The sequence below is a fragment of the Metabacillus sp. 22489 genome (assembly GCF_052044855.1).
Classification (GTDB): Bacteria; Bacillota; Bacilli; order Bacillales; family Bacillaceae; genus Metabacillus; species Metabacillus niabensis.
The window spans coordinates 18,789-41,552 of sequence record NZ_JBQENT010000005.1; the positions used below are offsets into that span (position 1 = coordinate 18,789).

23 protein-coding genes and 1 pseudogene are annotated in these 22,764 nt (G+C 35.5%); 23 read left to right on the forward strand and 1 reads right to left on the reverse strand.

Translation table 11 applies throughout. The features are described from left to right. Positions 1-696: 696 nt before the first annotated feature. The 13 genes and pseudogenes from ACTJJ9_RS04245 to ACTJJ9_RS04305 all read left to right on the forward strand — a co-directional run bounded on the left by ACTJJ9_RS04245 (position 697) and on the right by ACTJJ9_RS04305 (position 11,593). Positions 697-1,185: a NisI/SpaI family lantibiotic immunity lipoprotein gene (locus ACTJJ9_RS04245; RefSeq protein ID WP_255452000.1), complete on the forward strand. Its 489-nt coding sequence runs from the start codon at positions 697-699 to the stop codon at positions 1,183-1,185. Between the two features lie 14 nt (positions 1,186-1,199). Further along, positions 1,200-1,916 (forward strand): lantibiotic protection ABC transporter ATP-binding protein, encoded by a 717-nt coding sequence (locus tag ACTJJ9_RS04250; protein ID WP_145584245.1) that lies wholly within the window; start codon positions 1,200-1,202, stop codon positions 1,914-1,916. Then, positions 1,913-2,668: a lantibiotic immunity ABC transporter MutE/EpiE family permease subunit gene (locus ACTJJ9_RS04255; RefSeq protein ID WP_145584243.1), complete on the forward strand. Its 756-nt coding sequence runs from the start codon at positions 1,913-1,915 to the stop codon at positions 2,666-2,668. Before ACTJJ9_RS04250 ends, ACTJJ9_RS04255 begins: the two co-directional genes overlap by 4 nt. Before the next feature lies 1 nt (position 2,669). Further along, positions 2,670-3,440 (forward strand): lantibiotic immunity ABC transporter MutG family permease subunit, encoded by a 771-nt coding sequence (locus ACTJJ9_RS04260; RefSeq protein WP_145584241.1) that lies wholly within the window; start codon positions 2,670-2,672, stop codon positions 3,438-3,440. 16 nt (positions 3,441-3,456) lie between these two features. Then, a complete protein-coding gene (locus ACTJJ9_RS04265; RefSeq protein WP_145584239.1) occupies positions 3,457-4,119 on the forward strand; it encodes a response regulator transcription factor in 663 nt (220 codons plus the stop codon). Beyond that, the gene (locus ACTJJ9_RS04270; protein WP_145584237.1) at positions 4,110-5,489 is read left to right on the forward strand and encodes a HAMP domain-containing histidine kinase; all 1,380 of its coding nucleotides are present in this window, start codon (positions 4,110-4,112) and stop codon (positions 5,487-5,489) included. The genes ACTJJ9_RS04265 and ACTJJ9_RS04270 overlap by 10 nt, the downstream gene beginning before the upstream one ends. Positions 5,490-5,621: 132 nt before the next feature. Next, positions 5,622-6,340: pseudogene (locus ACTJJ9_RS04275) on the forward strand (MFS transporter). Beyond that, complete coding sequence (locus ACTJJ9_RS04280) at positions 6,286-6,765, forward strand: MFS transporter (RefSeq protein WP_440768480.1); 480 nt, start codon at positions 6,286-6,288, stop codon at positions 6,763-6,765. Before ACTJJ9_RS04275 ends, ACTJJ9_RS04280 begins: the two are co-directional and overlap by 55 nt. A gap of 528 nt (positions 6,766-7,293) precedes the next feature. Next, positions 7,294-7,860, forward strand: coding sequence for a tyrosine-type recombinase/integrase (locus ACTJJ9_RS04285; protein WP_145584235.1), 567 nt, complete (start codon positions 7,294-7,296; stop codon positions 7,858-7,860). 51 nt (positions 7,861-7,911) lie between these two features. Continuing rightward, the gene (locus tag ACTJJ9_RS04290) at positions 7,912-8,406 is read left to right on the forward strand and encodes a cation:proton antiporter regulatory subunit (RefSeq protein ID WP_095297255.1); all 495 of its coding nucleotides are present in this window, start codon (positions 7,912-7,914) and stop codon (positions 8,404-8,406) included. Between the two features lie 9 nt (positions 8,407-8,415). Further along, on the forward strand, positions 8,416-9,642 hold the full coding sequence (locus tag ACTJJ9_RS04295) for a cation:proton antiporter (RefSeq protein WP_095297256.1): 1,227 nt from the start codon (positions 8,416-8,418) through the stop codon (positions 9,640-9,642). 298 nt (positions 9,643-9,940) lie between these two features. Then, positions 9,941-10,780: an undecaprenyl-diphosphate phosphatase gene (locus ACTJJ9_RS04300; protein WP_095297258.1), complete on the forward strand. Its 840-nt coding sequence runs from the start codon at positions 9,941-9,943 to the stop codon at positions 10,778-10,780. Between the two features lie 120 nt (positions 10,781-10,900). Then, entirely contained in the window at positions 10,901-11,593 is a 693-nt protein-coding gene (locus tag ACTJJ9_RS04305) for an AIM24 family protein (protein WP_095297260.1), read from the forward strand. 195 nt (positions 11,594-11,788) lie between these two features. Here the strand turns inward: ACTJJ9_RS04305 and ACTJJ9_RS04310 are convergent, their stop codons facing one another. Next, on the reverse strand, positions 11,789-12,397 hold the full coding sequence (locus ACTJJ9_RS04310; RefSeq protein ID WP_145581338.1) for a transglutaminase-like domain-containing protein: 609 nt from the start codon (positions 12,395-12,397) through the stop codon (positions 11,789-11,791). Between the two features lie 829 nt (positions 12,398-13,226). Between ACTJJ9_RS04310 and ACTJJ9_RS04315 the strand changes: the two genes are divergently transcribed. The 10 genes from ACTJJ9_RS04315 to ACTJJ9_RS04360 all read left to right on the forward strand — a co-directional run bounded on the left by ACTJJ9_RS04315 (position 13,227) and on the right by ACTJJ9_RS04360 (position 22,714). Further along, the gene (locus tag ACTJJ9_RS04315) at positions 13,227-13,841 is read left to right on the forward strand and encodes a hypothetical protein (RefSeq protein WP_186324163.1); all 615 of its coding nucleotides are present in this window, start codon (positions 13,227-13,229) and stop codon (positions 13,839-13,841) included. 122 nt (positions 13,842-13,963) lie between these two features. Next, complete coding sequence (locus ACTJJ9_RS04320) at positions 13,964-14,443, forward strand: SRPBCC family protein (RefSeq protein ID WP_145581339.1); 480 nt, start codon at positions 13,964-13,966, stop codon at positions 14,441-14,443. Positions 14,444-14,539: 96 nt separating this feature from the next. After that, complete coding sequence (locus ACTJJ9_RS04325; protein WP_145581340.1) at positions 14,540-15,943, forward strand: aldehyde dehydrogenase; 1,404 nt, start codon at positions 14,540-14,542, stop codon at positions 15,941-15,943. 22 nt (positions 15,944-15,965) lie between these two features. Next, positions 15,966-16,958: an LLM class flavin-dependent oxidoreductase gene (locus ACTJJ9_RS04330; RefSeq protein WP_145581341.1), complete on the forward strand. Its 993-nt coding sequence runs from the start codon at positions 15,966-15,968 to the stop codon at positions 16,956-16,958. 21 nt (positions 16,959-16,979) lie between these two features. Continuing rightward, the gene (locus ACTJJ9_RS04335) at positions 16,980-17,975 is read left to right on the forward strand and encodes an LLM class flavin-dependent oxidoreductase (RefSeq protein WP_440768481.1); all 996 of its coding nucleotides are present in this window, start codon (positions 16,980-16,982) and stop codon (positions 17,973-17,975) included. A 25-nt stretch (positions 17,976-18,000) separates the two neighbouring features. After that, on the forward strand, positions 18,001-18,300 hold the full coding sequence (locus tag ACTJJ9_RS04340) for an iron-sulfur cluster assembly accessory protein (RefSeq protein ID WP_145581342.1): 300 nt from the start codon (positions 18,001-18,003) through the stop codon (positions 18,298-18,300). A 162-nt stretch (positions 18,301-18,462) separates the two neighbouring features. Continuing rightward, positions 18,463-18,999: a glycerol-3-phosphate responsive antiterminator gene (locus tag ACTJJ9_RS04345; RefSeq protein WP_145581343.1), complete on the forward strand. Its 537-nt coding sequence runs from the start codon at positions 18,463-18,465 to the stop codon at positions 18,997-18,999. A 43-nt stretch (positions 19,000-19,042) separates the two neighbouring features. Beyond that, on the forward strand, positions 19,043-20,011 hold the full coding sequence (locus ACTJJ9_RS04350; protein ID WP_255451833.1) for an alpha/beta hydrolase: 969 nt from the start codon (positions 19,043-19,045) through the stop codon (positions 20,009-20,011). A gap of 344 nt (positions 20,012-20,355) precedes the next feature. Next, positions 20,356-21,528, forward strand: coding sequence for an AGE family epimerase/isomerase (locus ACTJJ9_RS04355; RefSeq protein ID WP_233452257.1), 1,173 nt, complete (start codon positions 20,356-20,358; stop codon positions 21,526-21,528). A gap of 1 nt (position 21,529) precedes the next feature. After that, positions 21,530-22,714 (forward strand): glycoside hydrolase family 130 protein, encoded by a 1,185-nt coding sequence (locus ACTJJ9_RS04360; RefSeq protein WP_145581345.1) that lies wholly within the window; start codon positions 21,530-21,532, stop codon positions 22,712-22,714. The last annotated feature ends 50 nt before the right edge of the window (positions 22,715-22,764 follow it).

A 22,764-nucleotide genomic window follows, 5' to 3' on the forward strand; every position in this document is an offset into this window, starting at 1 on the left:
TTAAACAGATTTATCATCAACGTCATTAGCAAGCAATCTTATGGTTATGATAATCCAGTTAATTTCAACACAATACATTAGACAAGAAACACTAACAAAGGAACAAAGGCTCAAGCTCATGCTCAAATCAAGCTAAATGATCGGCAAACAATCGTAGACATACTCGGTAGAATTAGAGCTGGGGCAAGAAAATTAAGTAAAAAGCAACGGGTGTGAAAGAGTTATCTTTCACATCCGTTTTTTATATTCAGCTTTAAGAATGAACACTATTGGACGGAGAAACGGTTAATTTCGATAATGTGGTTTGAACAACATTTCGATACAAATCAAGAGCCTCTTCATCAAGACAAGGGATGTATAACTTAAGAGTTCTTACCAGTTTTTTCTATGGTTAAGAATATTCCAAAGAAAATCATATTTTTTATTGGGAAATAAATGAGATTTCACCCATTTAGAGTAAGGAGTGTGATCGATTGCACTTTTTTATTTGGCTTTGATCGTGGATCTGGCCGCCAAAATGCTTAAAGATCCAGTTTGAAATATTTTTTTGATTAAATTTTGATAAAAGTATTCTAGAATGATCTGCATCCGGAAAAAAAGGAAACTTCACATGGATTTATGGCGGCTTAAGAATCCATTATTGTTTTTAACATCTAATGGGGAAAATTCAGAAGAGTGAGGTGATGTTTGTTGTTTATGAAAAAATGTGTAAACATTTTAGGCTGCTTTATTGTTTTATTTATAGTATCTGCTTGTCAATCATTAACAGAGTTTGGAGATAAAGTTGTTGAAGAAACAAAAAAAACAATGCATTTTACTGTTGTTAACGAAAACGATACAAATGAAACTATGAAGAGTCTAATTGATAAGGGAAAACTCGATCAAATAGTATATGACAATCAACTTTATCAGTTTAAAAATAAAGTTGAAGAAGACAAAAAAGGAAAAGTAATAGGAGCAATAGGCCAATCTTTCTTTGTAGATGGTGATGGAAAGAGATGGTCGGAAGAAGAACTGAAAGAACCATATATCTCTAATGACCCGGATAAAATCAGAGAGAAAAAACCATTACGCTATGGGAAGATTTATAGTACAAACGAAGATCCTGATGCCAAAGATGAAATCATTGTTGAGTTTAATCGTGAGTATTATCGAGCGGTTGTATTAAAGAATGAAAAGGAATAAGGGAGAGATGTAAAATGAGTGCAGTCCTATTAGAAACCAAAAGTCTTACAAAAAAGTTTGGCAAAGAAACAGTTGTTACAGATGTTTCATTAACTGTTCAAAAAAACAGCATTTATGGTCTGCTGGGACCAAATGGAGCTGGAAAATCGACAACACTTAAAATTTTAACAGGAATTTTACGGAAGACTTCTGGTGAGGTTTTCTTTGATGGACATAAATGGAAACGATCTGATCTGCAAAATATCGGATCGTTAATAGAAAGTCCGCCTCTTTACGATAATTTAACTGCTTTTGAAAATGTGAAGGTACATGCTACGCTGCTCGGTCTTTCTGAAGATCGCATAAACAGTGTGTTAAAGACTGTAGATATGCAGCATGCTGGAAAGAAAAAAGCAGGGCAATTTTCAATGGGGATGAGGCAGCGGCTTGGAATTGCAATCGCCTTATTAAATCATCCTAAATTATTAATCCTTGATGAACCTACAAACGGACTAGATCCAATAGGTATACAGGAGCTTAGAGACCTAATACGTTCATTTCCTCAGGAAGGAATAACGGTGATTTTATCTAGTCACATTCTTTCAGAAGTCGAGCAAATAGCAGATCATATTGGGATTATCAGCAGCGGTCACCTTGGGTACCAGGGTGAAATAAATAAGGTTGATGATTTGGAGAACTTGTTTATGGAAGTTGTAAAGTCATGCCGTGAAAAAGAAGGTGTAAATAAATGATAAATTATATAAAAGCCGAAAACCTGAAGTTTAAGAGGACATTCTCTAGAAAAATGGTTATTTTTGTACCTCTTCTTAATATAGGTTTTTCTTTTTTAATGAACATTCAATTTTTTGTATCCGGTACTTTTAACTGGTGGTCTATTATATTTATGCCAGTGATGATTGCTTTATTTTGTTCTTTATCTCATCAAAAAGAAAAAAAGGCTTCTAATTATAATGGTACGTATTCATTACCTATTAATTTAGTGAGCTTATGGTATGCCAAGATTATAATTATCATGATTTATTCGCTTTTATCTCAAATTGTATTTTTAATTTTTATGTTACTCATGGGAATCGTTATAGCCAATTTTTCCATTATTTCGCTTTCTACAATTACCGCGAGTTTATTGCTCTGGATGACAAGTCTTTGGCAAATTCCACTCTGTTTATTTGTGGCCAAAAGGTGGGGGCTTACAATAGCGGTAATGTTAAATCTAATAGGAACGTTTGTTTTGGGAGTAATGTCAGCATCTCGTTCTTTTTGGTGGTTCATTCCTTGGAGCTGGCCTATTCGAATGATGTGCCCAACTATTGGTATTCATCCTAATGGTCTGTTGCTTGAAAAAAATGATCCTTTGTTGAGTTGGCTGGTCGTTCCTCCTACTATATTGATTTCCATTCTATTATTTTTGGTTATGGCATTTTTAACCAGTCGTTCATTTGCCCCTTTAATTGATTACCGAACAAAAAAGCAGGGGGCGATGTAAGGTGAGATTGCTTTTGAGGTGTTTAAAAGCTGATTTTCTAAAGAGTAAGCACACCTCCTTTATGTGGCTGCATTTTATTATTCCTATAGTTTGTCCGTGTATATTGATCCTTTATTTTTTGGGGAGAGATCAAAGTCAATTTCACTTGTATAAATCTTTTATGGAAGCCATAGCAGTTGCACTTCCGCTGCTCATTGGAGTGCTATGCGGAATGACTGCATCCTTAGAAGAACAGGCAGGGAAATTTCAAGTGCTACTAGGGAGCACATTTCCGAAAGTCCTTGCTTATATGAGTAAAATGTTAATGCTGCTTCTCATGGGGGTTTGCTCTATTGGTTTAGCGCTATTCATCTTTATAATAGGTTTAAAGTTTATTTTAAAAGTGCCGGATTTGTCATACGATATCTTTATAAAGGGTGGTGCCTCGCTAGTTGCGGGAAGTGTAGTCCTGTATTGTATTTACCTTTTTATCAGCTATAAGTTTGGAATGGGGGCTTCTGTCCTGTTTGGAGGAGCCGGTCTGCTTATGACAGCTTTAATGAACACAGGATTAGGAGATGCTATATGGAAATTTAACCCGTGGGCTTGGGGGATTAGATTGTCAGGCTTAAATGGAGTATTACATTTTAAAGCAGTAAATAAAGGAGATAATCCTTTGTTTATGCATGAAATAAATTCAGGGGTATTGATTATGGTTTTTGGTATAATATTTACAATCATTGCCAGCCTTATATGGTTTAGTAAATGGGAAGGCAGAAAAATATTTGAATAGTATGGGGGAGCGGGCAATGGCAAATATCCTTGCTGTCGATGATGAAAAAGACATTCTTGTATTAATACAAAATATTTTGCGACGTGACCAGCATCAAGTTGACACATTAGATCATGTTAAAGGACAGCCACCTGATTTATTTCAAGGATATGATTTAATTTTGCTCGATGTTATGATGCCAGATGTTGATGGTTTTGAGTTATGTAAACAGATACGGCCTTTGGTTGATTGTCCGATTTTATTCCTAACAGCTAAAACGGAAGAGGAAGCGATAGTAAAAGGTCTTCTTACCGGCGGAGATGATTATATTACAAAGCCGTTCGGTGTTAGAGAGTTAAGTGCGAGAGTTAATGCTCACTTAAGAAGGGAACGGAGAGATAAACATCAATCGAAAAGAATCATCTCTGGTTTTTTATTTCATTTTGATAGTAAAGAAGTATTTATCAATAACAACAAACTCAACCTAACAAAAAATGAATATAAGATCTGTGAATTTTTAGCTCTACATAAAGGAAGAATTTTTTCGAGAGAACAAATTTACGAGGAGATATATGGATTAGATGGGAATGCCTTGTATTCAACAATTACTGAATTTATCAGAACGATTCGAAAAAAATGTAAAGAGCATAATGCAGACCCAATTAAAACGGTATGGGGCGTTGGATACAAATGGGAATAGGTTTTAAGAGCCAGAAAACACTTCGTAGAGAACTGATAAAGTATATGGTGACCCTCTGTATTAGTTTGGTCGTACTTGCTCTGCTATATTTATTTATGAATACGATCGCAATGAATACAGGTTTCTTACACCCAGCGAATTATAATGAACGAGAGGCAGAAAAACTGTCACCGAAGTTAGGAACCATCGACAAAGTAACTGCTGATATGATTCCTGCTTCAATGTCATATGCTATCCTTGATAAAGAAACAAATCAAAAAACAGCTGGAACTATTAACGAAAAAGATCTGCAACTGGTAAAAAAGAAGATTGAAAAAAAACCTTATGTCAATTATAAGCAAAAAGGATATTTGGTTATAGAAAGAAATGATGAATATTGTGTTTTGCAATATTCATTGCGTGCAGATTTCAGTTCACCTTTACTAAGAAAATACCTTCCTAATTATGAATTAACGAGTATTTGTATTTTGATTATCTTGCTCATCATAGTAATCTCTATTATAACAACTTACTTTGCGAATAGATTAAGAAAACATTTTAAGATATTGAACTTAATCACTCGAAATATAAAAGAGCAAAATTTGCAATTCACTCCCGAATTTACAAATATTAAGGAATTCGATGATGTGATTGACTCCATGATTGAAATGAGAGATGCTCTTCAGTCCTCACTTGAGGCACAGTGGCGTTTAGAAAAAAATAAAAAAGAACAAATAGGTGCTTTGGCACATGATATCAAGATTCCGATTACCATTATTAAGGGGAATGCTGAATTGCTCAGCTTGTCAAATCAAACCGAAGACCAAGCAGAGTATACAAAGTATATTCTTGGAGCAGGAAATCAAATTGAACAATATATTTATCAGCTGATTCATCTTTCGAAAGCGGAGGATTCCTTAACGATTCATTTAGAGGAAGCATCTGTAGATAAGTTGACAGAAACTCTCCTCAAGGATATATCCGCCTATAAAAGAAATAAAAATATAAACATTTTGTTCAAAAAAGAAAATCTAATGAAAGAAGCGAAAATAGATTGGCAATTGTTACATAGGGCATTATTGAATATCTTAACAAACGCAGTTGATTATACACCGGAAGGCGGAACTGTCTCGGTGCATGCAGAATGCGATTCTGTGACTTTTTATTTTATTGTAAAGGACACAGGCAATGGATTTTCGGAAATGGGGTTAAAAAGAGCCACAGAACTTTTTTACATGGACGATAAGAGCCGTCATTCTAAAGGTCATTATGGAATGGGATTGACATTTGCAAAAAATGCAGTGGAACTTCACAATGGAGAGCTTACTCTTGGAAACACAAAAGCGGGTGGAGGAGAGGTTCGAGTTACAATACCCTTAATTCATGAGTAATTAGGCATTTATCTTTCTCTTACAGGAGGAGCTAGCTTGGAGAAAAACGAGACGAGACAAGAAGTTTCTAAATATGATCATTTGTTTTTCATCATCATCACGTTTATTTATTGGTTTTCTTTATATATTTATGTGCCTGTATTTGTAGAGTATCTAGATTTTTTAGGAGGTTCTGCATCTTTAGTTGGTCTTATCGTTGGTAGCTATGGAATTATGCAAATTTTATTACGACTTCCGATCGGGATTGTTTCTGACAAGATGAAAATTCGTAAACCTTTTATTATATTAGGCTTGGTCACCGCAGTCATCAGCTGCTTTGGATTTGCGTTAACCGAAAGCTTGACCTTTTCTTTTGTTTCTAGGGTCATTTCTGGTGTAACAGCATCAATGTGGGTAGCCTTTACCGTTTTGTATCAAGCTATTTTAAGCCTGAGGATGCGACAAAGGCGATGGGGAATATTCAATTTATTACAGTTTCCTCACAGCTATTAAGTATGGGAATAAGCGGTTATCTTGTTAGCGAATGGGGATGGAAAGCGCCATTTTGGATTGGTGGCTTGCTAGGCTGTATTGGAATCCTTATGTCTCTTTCAGTAAAAGAGAGCAAATCCCAAGCTGTTCAGAAAAAAATCGAGTTGAAGGAATTACGAGAAATTGGAAGGGAAACGATTGTTTTAAAAGCAGCCTTGTTATCAGCGTTAGCTCATTCTGTCTTATTTATTACAATGTTTGGCTATGCACCAACATATGCGCTTGAGTTAGGGGCAACAGAGGAAAGCTTAATTATCCTCGTTTTTTGCTTTATGATCCCACATGCTCTTGCACCATTGTTTCAGGAAAGTTTATTATAGGTCGGTTTAATAAATGGACGATTTTATTCTATGGTTTTCTAGGTACGTGTATCTTTTCGGCAATAATACCGTTAATATCATCATTGGAATTATTATATATATCGCAAGTGTTTAATGGCTTTGCCAAAGGGTTAACGATTCCTCTCCTAATGGGAATGGCGATTCAAACCATCTCAGTTGAGAAACGGGCAACAGCGATGGGAGTGTTCCAAGCTGTCTATGCCATTGGGATTTTCATCGGACCGTTTATAGCTGGGATGTTCAGTCACACCTTTTATTTTGCAGCGGTCTTCTATGTTGCTGGGATGGCTGGGTTTATAGGCTTAATGTTAACGATTTATTGGAGAAGAACAGAAGCTGATCTAGTGAAAAATTATCTTGAAAGGTCACAATCAATGGAAAAGACGCTACATTCAGATAGTTGAATGATAGCGTCTTTTTTATTTCCTGCTAGGATAGAATAAATTTCTCCGATATTATTTAGAGTGTTTTTGAAGTTTACTACAGCAAAGAGGCTGAAGTGCTGATCCCAAATATTTTTATGCTGTTAAATATATGTTCAAATAGTAGTACCACCTATTTATCTTTTTGATCAATTCCTGCATTTTTTGTATTTTCATCCTTCTTTAAATCCAAAGGCCACATTATTTCTATGTATAAATTCTATCAATAGTAGCAACTTTATAAATAGATTTTTACATATATTATCAAATTTTAATCTTACATATTTAAGTTAAAGTAATGAATTGGTGGTGCTAATAAAATGATTATCAAAGAAATTAATCAGCTACTTTGTACAAATAAATGGGTGGAATTTGGAGTTGCTGTTATATCTCCCTAGAGGAAATGAGGATACGACTCCTTAATCAGAAAGAAATAGTACTATAAATTTGAATGTTACATAATTATATTATATAATGGTATTAAGTAACATTGATTAAGGGGAGTAAACAATGGAATATGTAGAAGCTTTAAGGGATGTAAAACAAATCAATTCCATGAAGAGATATTTAAAAAAACATTCGGAAAGAGATTATGTCCTATTTGTTTTTGGGATTAATACTGGATTAAAAATTACGGAGTTATTGGAAATAAAGGTTGGCGATGTCGTAGAAAATAGTGGGGGAATTAAGGATTTTTATTTACTTCCACATAAAGAATCACGAACGCTAAAGGAAGTTTATTTAAATCATAAAGTAAAGAAAGACCTGCATCATTATATTCAAGTGCATCAATTGGAAAATGACCACTATTTATTTAAATCCCCAAAAACACAAAAGCCAATTACGCGGCAACAGGCGTATCGTATCATTCACCAGGCTGCTGAGGCAGTTGGAATTGAAGGGAAAATAGGAACAAACTCAATGCGGAAAACCTTTGGATTTCATGCGTATAAGCGGGGAGTCGCCATTTCGATATTACAGAAACATTTTAACCATTCAACTCCATCAGAAACTCTTAAATATCTCGGGATTTCTAAGGAAGAGCAAATTCGAACGGAAATTGATGTTAATCTTTAAAGCAGTTAAGCCTTAATTCAATGGTTACAAATCATAAGGAGGATTTAGAAAATGAATATTAGAGAAAGTGAACTCCCAGGAATTGGGTGCAAGTTTGAAATTGTGACTAAAAATCAGGATAAGCTCGTTGTCGTTATTCATGATGATGGCCGAAGAGAAATTTATCATTTTGATTCAGATGATCATGATGAAGTAATCAGTAACGTCACATTAAATGATGCAGAGGCTAGACAGATTGCAGGTATTTTAGGTGGAATGAGCTATAAGCCGAAAGCGTTAGAAACGGTAGACTTTGCATTCGATGATTTAATTATTGAATGGTTTAAAGTAGAGCCTAATGCAGCTGCAGTCAATCAAACAATTGGTCAAATTGATATACGAAATAACTATGGGGTTAATGTTATCGCAATTAAGAAAAAGAATTCAAAAAGATCGATTAATCCTGGCTCAGACACAATCATTGAGGTTGGTGATACATTGGTGATTTCTGGTGAAAGAAATCAAATTAAAGAATTAATAAAAAATTTACTATCTTGTGAGAGGTGAAGGTGAAAAATGGATCATTTAGTATTTGAAGTAGGTACAGCACTTGTCCTTGTTGCAATCGGTTCAATTATTGCCAACAAGCTGAAATTTTCGATCATTCCGTTTCTCATTATTTTAGGAATGCTTGTTGGCCCACATGCCCCACATTTTGGGATTATCGACTTACGATTTATTGAAAGTAACGATATTATCCAATTTCTCGGAAGAATTGGGGTGCTATTTTTACTCTTCTATTTAGGCTTAGAGTTTTCAGTAGGAAAGCTGGCGAAGTCTGGGAAAAATATTGTTGTCGGTGGGAGTATTTATGTAGCAATCAATTTTATTTTAGGTTTGGCGTATGGCTTTATCGCAGGTATGCCATGGATGGAAACACTTATTATCGCCGGACTACTTAGTGTATCCTCAAGTGCGATTGTCGCGAAGGTTCTTGTAGATTTAAAAAGAACAGCCAATCCTGAAACCGAGCTAATTTTAGGAATCATCCTATTCGATGATATCTTCCTTGCCTTATTTTTAACCACAATGTCTGGTGTTCTACTAGCAGGCTCCACATCTGCTCTTGGTATCATTACCTCCGTTCTCATCTCAGTTGGATATATGTTACTATTTTTCATCATTGCACGAAAAGGTGCCCCATTATTAAATAAATGGCTTAATATTAAGTCAGATGAAATTTTCATTATTGTCATATTTGCGATATTGTTCTTTGTTGCAGGTTTTTCAGAAACTCTTCACGTTGCAGAAGCAATTGGTGCGTTACTGTTAGGATTAGTATTTTCTGAAACTGAGCATCGTGATCGCATTGAACATTTGGTCGTGCCGTTTCGAGATTTCTTTGGCGCCGTATTCTTCTTTAGCTTCGGCTTAAGCATCGATCCTTCTACTTTAGCTGATGCGATTTGGTTAGCGTTAGGTGCCGCTTTTGTTACAATTATTGGGAATTTCGTTGCAGGTATGATTTCAGGGAGAAAAGCGGGACTTTCTCATAAAGCCTCAACAAGTATAGGACTCACGATTATGGCTAGAGGAGAATTCTCAATCATTGTCGCAAATCTCGGTATCACTGCTGGTTTAAACTCAATATTAACTCCTTTTACTGCTCTGTATGTGCTTATTTTAGCCATTATAGGTCCAGTAATGACAAAGGAAAGCAAAACGATTTATAAATATTTAAACAAGGTGTTTAAATGGACGAAAGAAAAAGAAAAGAAAAAAATTGAAGTACCTGAAGGGTAAATCCTAGTAGACAATTACGATTATTAAAAGATTATAAGGTAGATAGATTTTAACAAAATCATTAAATCGAAAAGTTCCTCAAAACGATTGAAGGACTTTTCGATTTAAGTCTGTAATTTGGTATACTAGTTCCCTTGCAAGTAAAAATGTAGAGCATACTATCATTAATCTTTGCCGATGGGATTATCCTTTTTTTAGGAAATCCCTTTTTCTTTTAAAAAATAGGAAAAAAATTAGACAATCATGCTATAATCGTATAATGCGAAGGTTAATGTAATGAAAAGGGAGATTTATTTTAATGGATATTTTTGAAATTATTAAAGCTCTGATACTTGGAATGGTGGAAGGATTAACAGAATTTGCTCCTGTATCATCGACAGGTCATATGATTTTAGTAGATGATATGTGGTTACAGTCTGGAGATTTCTTAGGGAAATATGTAGCAAATACGTTCAAAATTGTCATTCAATTAGGATCGATTTTAGCTGTTGTTGTTGTGTTTAAGGATCGGTTTATCGATTTGCTTGGCTTAAACCGCCTTATGAAAAAGAAAGGAACTGCTGAATCAAATGGTCAGCATTTACGATTGTCTCAAGTAATTGTCGGCTTAATTCCAGCAGGGGTTTTAGGTGTACTTTTTGAAGATTACATCGATGAGCATCTTTTCTCTCTGGAAACTGTTTTAATCGGTTTAGTTGTTGGAGCTATTTTAATGATTTGTGCCGACTTGTTTAGCCCTAGAAAGCCAAAAATTGAAACAGTTGATAAAATCACGTACAAGCAGGCTTTATCAATTGGGTTAATCCAATGTTTATCTCTTTGGCCGGGATTCTCGCGCTCTGGGTCAACAATTTCTGGCGGTGTTCTACTTGGAATGAGCCACCGTGCAGCATCTGACTTTACATTTATTATGGCTGTTCCAATTATGGCTGGAGCAAGTGGAATTTCCTTGTTGAAAAACTGGGAATACTTCACACTCGATGCTATGCCATTTTTCATAGTAGGATTTATAAGTGCCTTTCTTTTTGCACTTATTTCAATTCGCTTTTTCTTAAAGCTAATAAACAAAATTAAGCTTATCCCATTTGCGATTTATCGCATTATTCTAGTGATTGTAATTTGTATTTTTTACTTCTAATGATTGTGGTCCCATCAGGATTTGATGGGGCTTTTTTTATGGAATTAATAGAAAAAGTGGAAAAAATTGAAACATATTACAACGGTTACTCGTAATAAAAGGTAGAAGGGATGTGCTAAGATGAGCAAATATTCAATAGAGGAATTTCTTAAGCAGACAGAGCAAGAGGATAAGGGGCAAGGCTTATTTGAGTTGGAAACACCGCGTATGCTTGAAGTGAATCTTGAAGGCCAAGTTTGGGCAAAGGCAGGATCGATGATTTCGTATAATGGAAATATTAAATTTGAACGGGAAGGGCTTTTTGAACACGGACTTGGTAAAACGTTTAAAAAGGCTTTTACAGGTGAAGGTGCTTCCTTAATGAAAGCAACGGGAAACGGAAAATTATATTTGGCAGACGAGGGGAAAAAAGTCATCGTACTTGATTTGCGAAATGATGTCATTCATGTAAATGGTAATGACCTATTAGCTTTTGAACCAAGCATAAAATGGGATATAAAGCTAATGAAGCGAATTGCGGGAATGATGGCAGGCGGTTTATTTAATGTCCGTTGTGAAGGAACAGGGATGATTGCAATTACGTCGCATTATGAGCCCCTCACATTACGAGTTACACCAGATAGACCGGTCATCACCGATCCGAATGCAACGGTAGCTTGGTCAGGAAACCTCCAGCCTGAATTTCAAACAGATATTACGTTAAAAACCTTTTTTGGCAGAGGCAGTGGTGAATCTATCCAAATGAGATTTGAAGGAGACGGGTTTGTCGTTGTCCAGCCATATGAAGAAGTGTATTTTAAATCCAATAGTTAATATTCGGAAGAAGGTTTGAAACCGAATCTAAGTTGTAAGCTCTATAAAATACCATAACTACTAATAAAGGATAGAGCATCGCTTTTTTTAATATTAAGGTTATTATATTTTAGCTAAATTAGATTTAGGCTAATTAAAGAGGCATTGGAACATTACAGTTTTTCCTTTGTTTTTGCTTCAATGCCTTCATGTTTCTTATAATTTATCAGGTAAATGGTGTAAATAAACTTCTAGTAAATCAGTATTTGTTTCAAGTGTGTTAATTGTTTTTTCATTTGGTGCTGAGTAAATCGTTTGGTAATCAATTTCTCCGAGATCTTCTCTTATTGGGAAGGCTAAAATTTCTTCGTTTATAGAGAATTCAGCTTTTACCCCTGGTTTGTTCCCACGGGCATCTATGCGAATCCAGCGATTGAGTGACTTAATGAAAACTCCATTAAGTGTATGCAGGCAGTAACCTTTTTCTGGCGTGTCAAATAGTGTGAGCCGTTGATAACAAAAACCAGTTGGAATCTGGACAGCTCTTAGTAATGCTGCCAATAAATTTGATTTGGCATAACAAATTCCTTCTCGATTTATTAGTACGTCAGAGGCTTTACAGGTGATTCTTTTACTTTGGATATCCCAAGAATGTGAAATGCTGTCTCGTACATAATCAAAGGCAATTTTCACCTTTTCAATATCTGTTTGCTCATTAGAAAATAACTCATTAATCTTCTCGCTAATGATTGGATGCGAATAGTCAACTACATTAAGTTCTTTTAAAAAATCATTTAAATGAACTGATTCGGGTTTAATTGCCATTGTATTGCCCCTTTACCTTTGATTTACATAATTAAATCTGGTTACTAAAGCGGAGAATCCATATTTGAATATAAATGATGATCTTTAAATGCACTTAATCCTTCAAAGCTTGTTATTGTGAACTAGTAACCATTTTTCTAAACCATGATTTCTTAAAGACCTATTAAATTAGATAATTATGAATATACAACTTTATGGATTTTTATGCAATAATATTTATATATAATCCGAAGAGCTTTTAGAATTAATCGCTCCCTTTAAGGTTATATTTCTCATGAGATTAAATACTTGTTTAGGGATTTAAGGGAAATGAGGAAAGCATAAAGAAATTTCTACCTGTTGAAAACTAGTAAGGAAAGATTTAAACTGAACTAGTTATTTTAATAACAAGCTTATATAAGGGTGACAATGTGTTATCCTTTTTTTATTCTAGAAAAATTTTATACATTTTTTATATATTTTTTACGACTTTTTATTCAAATCATTGTTATACTGAGAACAATAACAATAAAGTAATATTTTCCTAGTAATGTATCGAAAGACAATTAAGGGGAAATGTGAAAATTACTGCTTAAGACCTAGAACGATTTAAAGCTTAAGAGCGTTAAACAATAGATGAAAGTATAAGAAAATAAGAAACGAATTGTAAGACAGTTCTATTAAACATGTACGTATCCGTTTAAGACGAACAGAGTACTCGACTTCGGCTTAACAAAAATGGGAGTTAAGGGTTTAATCGTTAACGCACCTATAAACGCTGAAAAACGTTCTATTGATGAAAATCACTAAAAAACAAGGATAAATTTGATTGTGGATAGGAGGTATTAAATTGCAGGTTTTTATTATTCTAACAAACACTGGAACATTATTTACAAGAATCATTAAGGTGTTTACTAGATATCCATTTAATCATGCGTCTATATCCTTTGATCAGCAATTAGATGTTGCATATAGCTTTGGCCGAAAAAAGCCTAACAATCCTTTCATTGGTGGCTTCGTAAAGGAAGATATGGAAGGACAGTTATTTAGGCAAGCGTCATGTGCTATTTATAAGTGCACAGTGTCTGAAAGTGAGTATAGAGAAATGATCCAAAGAATTAAACAAATTGAGGAGCAACAAGAGCTTTATAAATACAATTTTATTGGGTTATTTGCAGTATTGCTAAATAAAAAAATGAATCGAGAGAAAGCCTACTTTTGTTCACAATTTGTTGCCACCATTTTATCGAATGGTGGGATATCAATTAAGGATAAACCTGCTTGTTTAGTGAAACCAAATGATATCACTGAATGTGGTCGTTTTGAGCTAGTTTATCAGGGGGATTTAAGAGGCTATCTCCTCAAGCATGGTAAGGAAATTGAAAAACAAGCAGAAAAAAGAAATAGGCGACTATATTATTTAAATAGCATTTATACAAAATTAGCGAGGACAATTGCTAACTAAATTTTTTTATATATAAAAGGAGTTTATGTGAACTCCTTTTTATTTTGCCTTAAAAGCCTAGCGTTTTCATTTAAATGATGATTAGGATAAGATAATAAGAAAGGAATAATTGGAGGAATAATATGATAGCGAAAATTGAAAAACGCGAAAATGAATATGCTGCAATTTTTGAAAGAGAGTATCATCATTCAGTTGCTTCCGTATGGTCTTGGCTAACAAATAATGAAAAATTAGCAAAGTGGTTCTCTGAATTAAGTGTTGCTGAACTGAAAAAAGGCGGAGTGATGAAATTTGATATGGGGGACGGAACATTTGAAGAGATGGAAATTATCGCTGTCACTCCGTATGAAGAACTAGCGTTTATGTGGGGGGAAGATCGTGTTTATTTTTATTTAAAGGAAGAAAAAGATAAATGCAGACTAACATTTGTAGAAAAGCTAACAAATGTTACACCACATACACCAAAGGATCTTGCAGGATGGCATGTTTGTTTAGATGTAATCGGAGAGCTTTTAGATGGCAGAACGGTCCATAATCGCAAACAGCTTTGGGAAGGTTGGTATGAAAAATATAAGCAAGCATTAGCGGACTATCAAGAGTAACTAGCTAGTTCCTCTCTCTTAATAATTTGATTAATACATATAGAGTGATAACTGTTTATTGCTAAAAAAGAGCAATCAGATTGAGGTGCAAATTTTATGACAGATATGCCGATAATCGCAGAACACTCTTTTGCAACAGTTGAAGAAACGGTCCAACAGCAAAAAGAGTTTTTTAAAAGCGGGCAAACATTTTCTAAGGAATTTAGGATGAAGATGCTCCAAACGCTAGCAGATATCATTAGGGCAAATGAGCGTGATATTTGTACTGCATTAAAGCAGGATTTAAACAAGTCTGAAACAGAAGCATATATGACTGAGGTTGGTTTTTTACTTGAGGAAATCAGGTTTACGATTAAAAGATTGACTTCGTGGATGAAGCCTGTGAAGGTAAAAACAGCAAAGACTCATATTGGCTCAAAGGGATATAAAGTAGCAGAACCATATGGTGTGACATTAATTATCGCACCGTGGAACTATCCATTTCAGTTACAATTGGCACCATTAATTGGGGCAATTGCTGCAGGTAACACGGCAATTTTAAAGCCATCAGAGCTAGCACCTCATACATCAAGGCTTATTGCAAATCTGATGAAAGCAAGCTTTGATGCAAGCTATATTGCTGTTCTTGAAGGTGGAATTGAAACGACAAACCATTTACTTAAGCAGCCCTTTGATTATATCTTCTTTACCGGAAGTGTTCCTGTCGGAAAGATTGTAATGAAGGCTGCTGCGAAACAATTAATTCCGGTCACTCTTGAGCTTGGTGGGAAAAGCCCTTGCATTGTTGATGAAACGGCGAATATTCCGCTAGCTGCTAAACGAATCGCTTTCGGTAAATGGACAAATGCAGGACAAACTTGCATTGCTCCGGATTATCTTTATGTACATCACTCTGTACGGGACAGGTTGATTGAAGAAATTAAAAAAGTTGTAAAAGATTTTTACGGATTGGATGCTTCTAAAAATGAAAATTATCCGAAAATCATTAATAGCAAGCATTTCCAACGGGTAAAAGGCTATTTGTCTGATGGAGAGCTTCTGTACGGTGGTCAAGTGGATGAAGAACAACTTAAAATTACCCCAACCTTGATGAGACCGAAGGATAGGTCAGTACCTGTCATGACAGAAGAAATCTTTGGACCAATTCTTCCGATTCTTGAATATGAAAAGGTGGAAGAGGTGATTGAGTTTGTCACAAATCGCCCAAAGCCATTGGCGCTCTATTTATTTACAACGAATACCCAAACTGAAAAACAAATTCTTGAAAAAATATCGTTTGGTGGCGGGTGTGTTAACGATACATTGATGCATATTGCGACACCATATCTTCCATTTGGTGGTGTTGGTGAAAGTGGTATCGGCACCTATCATGGTGAGTCGAGTTTTGTTGCATTTTCACATTATAAAAGCATCCTAAAGCAAACGAATCGTTTTGATTTAAGCATTCGTTATCCAAACGCAAAAAATAGCTTAAAACTCATGAAAAAATTAATGAAATAAATAAAAGAAAGCTGGGGAAGGCATGAAATTAAGTGTGCTCGACCAATCTGTTATTCGAATGGGGGAGACTGCGAATCAAGCATTCGAAAAAACAACAAAATTAGCTATGCTAACAGATGAATTAGGCTATACGAGATTTTGGGTTGCTGAGCATCATAATACGAATGGGCTAGCCGGTACTTCACCAGAGGTTCTCTTAGCGCATCTTGCTGCACATACGAAGCGAATACGCGTTGGATCTGGTGGTGTACTGCTCCCACAATATAGTCCGTTTAAAGTTGCAGAAAATTTTAAAGTATTAGAAGCCCTTTATCCAGGTCGGATTGATTTAGGTGTCGGACGATCCCCAGGAGGTTCACCGGTAACTAGATTGGCATTAACAGATGGAATAAGAAAAAGTCTTAATGAATTTCCTCGGCAAGTTCGTGATTTACAAAGTTTTTTAACAAATGAAATATCGAACGACCATCCATTTCACCAAGTGAAGGCTTATCCACAAAGTTATACAATGCCAGAGATGTGGATGCTAGGTGTAAGACAGACTGGAGCAATACTTGCCGCTGAGTATGGGACATCCTTTACATATGGTCATTTTATAACACCTGTAAATGGAAGACAGGCAATCAACCAGTATAAAGACCATTTTCAACCATCAGCATTTCTAAAAACACCTAAACTGAATGTTTGTATTTTTGTCGTTTGTGCACCGACAAAGGAAAAGGCAGAGGAAATCGCATTAGCTCAAGACCTTTGGCTATTAGCAGTTGAAAGAGGCGGAGATACGAGAATTGTTTCAAATGAAGAAGCAAGAAATTACCAGGCTTCAAAGGCTGAGTTGGTGAAAATGAAGCAAAATCGAAAACGAATGATTGTTGGAGATCCTGAATATGTAAGGGAGCAACTCCTTTTATTAAGTGAAACATATGGAGTAGATGAATTTATGATCATAAATAATGTATATGATTTTGAAGATAAACTTTATACATATCATGCTCTAGCAGAAATGTTTCTTTAAACATTGCGAGAAGGTGGAAAAATGAAATTAAGTATTTTAGACCAATCACCGATTTCATCTGGTCAAACAGCAAAGGCTGCACTAGAAGCATCTGTTAAACTAGCACAAATTGGTGAAGAATATAAATATACAAGATATTGGATTGCAGAGCATCATGATTTACCAGGCTTAGCATGCTCTGCACCAGAGGTAATGCTAGGTTATATCGGTGCAAGAACAAATAAGATACGGATTGGTTCAGGTGCGATTTTACTACCGAATTACCGGCCTTATAAAGTAGCTGAAACTCATCATTTATTAGCAACTCTTTTCCCGAATCGGATTGATTTAGGAATTGGGCGTTCCCCTGGTGGTTCTGCAGAAGTGTCAATGGCCCTATCGAAAAACTTTTTAGAGGCTGTGAGGGAATTTCCTCAAGCAGTTAAAGAGCTTAAAGGATTTCTAGCTAATGACTTTGCTTCGGATCATATGTACGCAAAAATAACAGCTGCACCACTTCCACAAACAGCACCAGAGCTTTGGCTTCTCGGAATGAGTAAGAAAAGTGCGTTACTTGCTGCGGAGAACGGATTACCCTATGCGTATGCTGACTTTATGAGTGAGACGAATGGTAGTGAAATCGTAAAGCTATATTATGATAACTTTACTTCAGACCATAATGCAAAGCCAGAAACGATTGTTGCAGTATCCGTTATTTGTGCAGAAACAACAGAAAAAGCAGAAAAGCTAGCATTAAGTAGCCTGCTTTGGAATTTTTTAATGGCAAAAGGAGAGGCTAGAGAAGGGATTCCTTCAGTTGAAGAGGCGGAGTCATATCCTTTTACAACTAAGGACAAAGAGTTGATAATGAATATGAAGAAAAACATGATTATCGGCAATCCACAGGAAGTAAGGCAGAAACTCATTGAGATAAAAACGATGTACCGAGCTACAGAATTAATGCTACTTACGATAACTCATGAACCGAAAGACAAATGGCGATCGTACGAGCTTATTGCCAAGGAACTATTATGTTAATAAAACGAGAGAAGAGGTAAGCAGAATGAAATGTAAAATTAATCGAAATGCAGCAAAGGTTTTACAAAAGATGTTGGATAATGAAGCGAAGGAAGGCGAAATGATTCGTGTATATGTCACACATCAACACGGAGACCATGCTCACTATGACATTTCTCTTGATACTCCAACAGAGCACGACGAAATTGTAAGCACTGATAAAGGGATCGATGTATTGCTAGACAAACGTGAGGAATTTCTTGATGGTGTTTGGGTTCAATACTTCTATGTCCCAAGAGAAGAATTCGTTATCACAAATCCATCAAAGGGGAGCCATACACACTAATTTCATAGCATCCTCCAAAAACAGTCCCCATGAGAACAGGTGGGGACTGTCCCCAATATTCAATCTGCTTTTTTTCTTTGAATATCTAGTTCCCGTTAGTTATCATACAGTTAAAGATAAATACAACGTAAATAACTTTATAGGGTAAGGTGTCGAGCATCTATGCAAAAAATTCTCCCAGCTATTTCATCTCTTAAACAATTTGAAATATTCTTACAAAGTAAATACGAAATAGGTGTCTATTTAGAAATTCATATTTCTCAACTTGCAAATATTCATAAGCTTGCTTCAAAGCATAAGAAGAAGATGATTTACCACGTTGATCTCATTCACGGCTTAAAAAATGATGATTATGCAACAGAATATATATGTCAGCAATTCGATCCATATGGCTTAATTTCAACAAAATCAAGCGTTATTTTAAAGGCGAAGCAAAAGGGTGTTATCGCGATTCAACGAATGTTTTTAATTGATTCACATGCATTAGATAGAAGCTATCGACTTATCGAAAAGACAAAGCCAGATTATATAGAAGTATTACCAGGCGCAATGCCGTGGATGATTAAGGAAGTAAAAGAGAAAACAAATATAAAAATCTTTGCAGGTGGACTTATTCGGACGAAGAATGAAGTTGAAGAAGCGCTACATGCAGGTGCTGATGCAATTACAACATCTAAGCAGGAGCTTTGGGAGCTATAATAAATAAGGAAATGTACGTGCTGAAAAATATAAGGGGATGGTTATGATAGAGAGATGGTTAACGATGTCAGATGGGCACCATGTGTATGTGAAAAGCTGGGGGGAAGATCAAGATCAAGCAATAGAAACAAAGAAAGCGGTCATTCAGCTTGCACATGGAATGGCAGAGCATATTCATCGGTATCAGCCTTTAGCAGAATTCCTGTCCTCAAGCGGCTATCTTATTTATGGTCATGATCACCGTGGACATGGAAAAACAGGAGAAAAAAGTGCAAGTCTAGGATTTTTTGCAAATGAAGATGGTTTTGAGCGTGTTGTGGAAGATGTTAAAGAAATTAATGATTATATTCATACTATACACCCCGATCTTCCTGTTTTTATTATGGGGCATAGCATGGGTTCATTCATCGTTCGCCGCTTCCTACAGCGATATAAAGGAGCCGTAGCTGGTGCAATTATTTCAGGAACTGGTGGGAATCCAGGGATAATAGGAAAAATTGGAAAAGGAATAGCGAAATCACAAATGAAAAAACTCGGAAAGCAAGCAAAAAGTCCTCTGATGAATAAGCTGATTTTTGGAAGCTATAATAAAAAGATTTCGAATCCTGAGACTGATTTTGATTGGTTAACCCGTAATAAAAAGGAAGTCGATAAGTATATAAACGACCCGTATTGCGGCTTTATCGCTACAGCAGGCTTTTATTACGATTTACTAAGAGGAATTGATGTCATCCATCAAAATAAAGAGGTGGCCAAAATGGAGAAGGACATCCCATACTTCTTTATAAGTGGTACAGAGGATCCTGTTGGTCAAGCAACAAAAGGTGTGATTAGCGTTATAAATCAATTAAAAAGAAACGGAATCAATCAATTAGATTACAAGTTTTATCATCAAGGACGCCATGAAGTGCTAAATGAATTAAATCATGAGGAAGTTAAAGCAGATATCATCAACTGGTTAGACAATCAATTAAATCAATTAAATCAATTAAGACCATCCTTTAGCAAATAATCATCTGAACGTGTGGCTTTCCTTAACCTTCGATTCTTGAACAAGTACGATTGCTTTTGTAGTTTGTCAATTGATGGAAAGTTGCAAAGTGTTAACAATTATTTAAAAGGGGATTAACTGTTGTTACTTATAAACAGTTAGTCCCCTTTTTTGTATTTTTAAGAAAACATTGCTGGACTATTAACTAAACTATTGCTTTAATTCCTCTTCGATATACGATGATGCTATCAACCTAGTAGATAAATAAACTGAAAACGTTTTATTTATAATTGACAAATAACAAATAGGAAAGTAACATAATAATTAAGTTATCGGTAAACTAATGATTTGGGGGTTACAACATTTTGAGTAAACTAAAAAATGAACTTGAAAACCATTTATTAACTCATATTTTACCTTTTTGGATGAAGTTAAAGGATGAACAAAATGGTGGATTTTATGGAACCGTTAATTACGATTTAACAGTTGATAAGCAAGGAGATAAAGGTGGAATACAAATTTCCCGATTTTTATGGTCGTTTTCTGCAGCCTATCGGATTACGAAAAAACCTGAGTATTTAGAAATAGCTCATCACGCATATCAATTTTTAGTAGAGAAAATGTTCGACCACGAGCATCAAGGACTTTTTTGGCTACTTGATTATCAAGGGAATCCTAAAGAAACACAAAAACATATTTATACACAATCATTTGGTATTTATGCTTTAAGTGAGTATTATCGTGTAACGAAGAATGAAGAAGCTTTAAAATATGCTAATACCATTTTCGATTTAGTGGAAACTTTAGGCTTTGATAAAGAAAATAATGCTTACAAAGAGGAATTTGACCGTAGCTGGAATGAGCTTCCTAACGATAAATTAAGCGAGAACGGTGTTATTGCTGATATTACAACAAATACACATCTCCATGTGCTGGAAGCTTATACAAATTTATATAAAGCTAATCCAACAAAAATAGTCAAAGAACGGATAACAAATTTAGTTGAGGTTTTCTATGAAAAAATCTTTAATAAAGAAACGAAATTCCTCAAAGTATTTTTTGATAAGCAATGGAATTCCTTGCTCGATTTAAAATCATTTGGACATGATATTGAAGCGAGCTGGCTAATTGATGACGCCATTAAAGCGATAGGTCTTGAGGATGATCGGTATGTACAAATGGTCATTGATATTGCGTATAACATTGGAAACTCACACGCCATTCTTAAGGATGGTTCGTTAGCAAACGAACAGCTTGGCGATAAAGTAGATTATACCCGAGTGTGGTGGGTACAGGCTGAAGCAATTGTCGGGTTTCAAAATGCTTATGAAAGAACGAAGGATGAGAAGTTTTTACAATTAGTTGAACATCTATGGGCTTATATAAAAGAGAATATCGTTGACCATCGTGAAGGTGGGGAATGGTATTGGTCTGTTGAACCTGATGGCAAGCCGACGGAACGAGCTGTAGGGGAACCGTGGAAAACTCCGTACCATAATTCTAGATTCTGTTTAGAAATGATCGAAAGGATGAACTAAGATGATACATGAAAAATACTTTGAATTACTAGAAAAACAAAATGAATTATTAAGTAAAAAGAATAAGAAAAAGGAAGATTTTTATAACGGTGTATATGACCGCTATGAAAATCCAGTTATTACACGTCACCATGTACCACTACATTGGCGGTTTGATTTAAATAAGGAAACAAACCCTCATTTTATGGAAAGGCTTGGAGTTAATGCGGCATTTAATCCAGGGGCAATTTATTTAAATAATAAATACTATTTAGTCGTGCGAACAGAAGGCTTAGATCGTAAATCAATTTTTGCTCTTGCTGAAAGTGATAATGGAATCGATAATTTTCGTTTCATCGACACACCGCTTGTTTGGGACGACATTGATGAAAAGGAAACAAATATTTACGATATGCGCTTAGTTCAACATGAGGATGGTTGGATTTATGGTATCTACTGTTCAGAAAGCAAGGATCAGGATGCGCCTGAATTTGATACGTCAAGTGCTGTTGCTCAAGCAGGCTTAGTTCGAACAAAGGATTTGAAGAAGTGGGAACGTCTGCCTAATATACAAACACCATCACCGCAACAGCGTAATGTAGTGTTACATCCTGAATTTGTTGAAGGGAAATATGCGTTCTATACTCGTCCGCAGGATGGATTTATTTCAACAGGATCAGGTGGTGGAATTGCATTTGCTTTATGTGATGATATTTTAAACCCTGTCATCCATGATGAAAAAGTAATGCATGAAAAGCGCTACCATACCATTTATGAAGTAAAAAATGGCCAAGGACCTGCGCCGATTAAAACTGATAAAGGCTGGATTCATATTGCCCATGGTGTAAGAAATACAGCTGCTGGTCTTCGGTATGTTCTTTATACAATTGCTACAAGCTTAGAGGATCCTACAAAAGTGATTGCTACTCCAGGGGGGCATTTTATTGCTCCGTATGATGAAGAACGCGTAGGAGATGTGTCAAACGTTATCTTCTGTAATGGTGCAGTTGTCAATGAAAACAATGAAGTGTTTATTTATTATGCATCAAGTGATACCCGCATTCATGTTGCAACAACAACGATTGAAAAGCTAGTCGATTATACCTTCAATACTCCGGAAGATCCATTCCGCTCATTAGATTGTGCGAAGCAGCGTAAAGGTTTAATCGAACAAAACTTACAATTGCTTAACAAAGTGAATCAATAAGAGATGATTGGCTAAAAGAGGCAGATTTGCCTCTTCTTATTACGTCGGTT

Coding starts and splice junctions, on each gene's coding strand:
- ACTJJ9_RS04360 (WP_145581345.1), top strand. CDS start 21,530: ATGATACATGAAAAATACTTTGAATTACTAGAAAAACAAAATGAATTA.
- ACTJJ9_RS04340 (WP_145581342.1), top strand. CDS start 18,001: ATGAAATGTAAAATTAATCGAAATGCAGCAAAGGTTTTACAAAAGATG.
- ACTJJ9_RS04285 (WP_145584235.1), top strand. CDS start 7,294: ATGGAATATGTAGAAGCTTTAAGGGATGTAAAACAAATCAATTCCATG.
- ACTJJ9_RS04350 (WP_255451833.1), top strand. CDS start 19,043: ATGATAGAGAGATGGTTAACGATGTCAGATGGGCACCATGTGTATGTG.
- ACTJJ9_RS04290 (WP_095297255.1), top strand. CDS start 7,912: ATGAATATTAGAGAAAGTGAACTCCCAGGAATTGGGTGCAAGTTTGAA.
- ACTJJ9_RS04255 (WP_145584243.1), top strand. CDS start 1,913: ATGATAAATTATATAAAAGCCGAAAACCTGAAGTTTAAGAGGACATTC.
- ACTJJ9_RS04310 (WP_145581338.1), bottom strand. CDS start 12,397: ATGGCAATTAAACCCGAATCAGTTCATTTAAATGATTTTTTAAAAGAA.
- ACTJJ9_RS04245 (WP_255452000.1), top strand. CDS start 697: ATGAAAAAATGTGTAAACATTTTAGGCTGCTTTATTGTTTTATTTATA.
- ACTJJ9_RS04265 (WP_145584239.1), top strand. CDS start 3,457: ATGGCAAATATCCTTGCTGTCGATGATGAAAAAGACATTCTTGTATTA.
- ACTJJ9_RS04270 (WP_145584237.1), top strand. CDS start 4,110: ATGGGAATAGGTTTTAAGAGCCAGAAAACACTTCGTAGAGAACTGATA.
- ACTJJ9_RS04295 (WP_095297256.1), top strand. CDS start 8,416: ATGGATCATTTAGTATTTGAAGTAGGTACAGCACTTGTCCTTGTTGCA.
- ACTJJ9_RS04320 (WP_145581339.1), top strand. CDS start 13,964: ATGATAGCGAAAATTGAAAAACGCGAAAATGAATATGCTGCAATTTTT.
- ACTJJ9_RS04305 (WP_095297260.1), top strand. CDS start 10,901: ATGAGCAAATATTCAATAGAGGAATTTCTTAAGCAGACAGAGCAAGAG.
- ACTJJ9_RS04335 (WP_440768481.1), top strand. CDS start 16,980: ATGAAATTAAGTATTTTAGACCAATCACCGATTTCATCTGGTCAAACA.
- ACTJJ9_RS04250 (WP_145584245.1), top strand. CDS start 1,200: ATGAGTGCAGTCCTATTAGAAACCAAAAGTCTTACAAAAAAGTTTGGC.
- ACTJJ9_RS04345 (WP_145581343.1), top strand. CDS start 18,463: ATGCAAAAAATTCTCCCAGCTATTTCATCTCTTAAACAATTTGAAATA.
- ACTJJ9_RS04300 (WP_095297258.1), top strand. CDS start 9,941: ATGGATATTTTTGAAATTATTAAAGCTCTGATACTTGGAATGGTGGAA.
- ACTJJ9_RS04330 (WP_145581341.1), top strand. CDS start 15,966: ATGAAATTAAGTGTGCTCGACCAATCTGTTATTCGAATGGGGGAGACT.
- ACTJJ9_RS04325 (WP_145581340.1), top strand. CDS start 14,540: ATGACAGATATGCCGATAATCGCAGAACACTCTTTTGCAACAGTTGAA.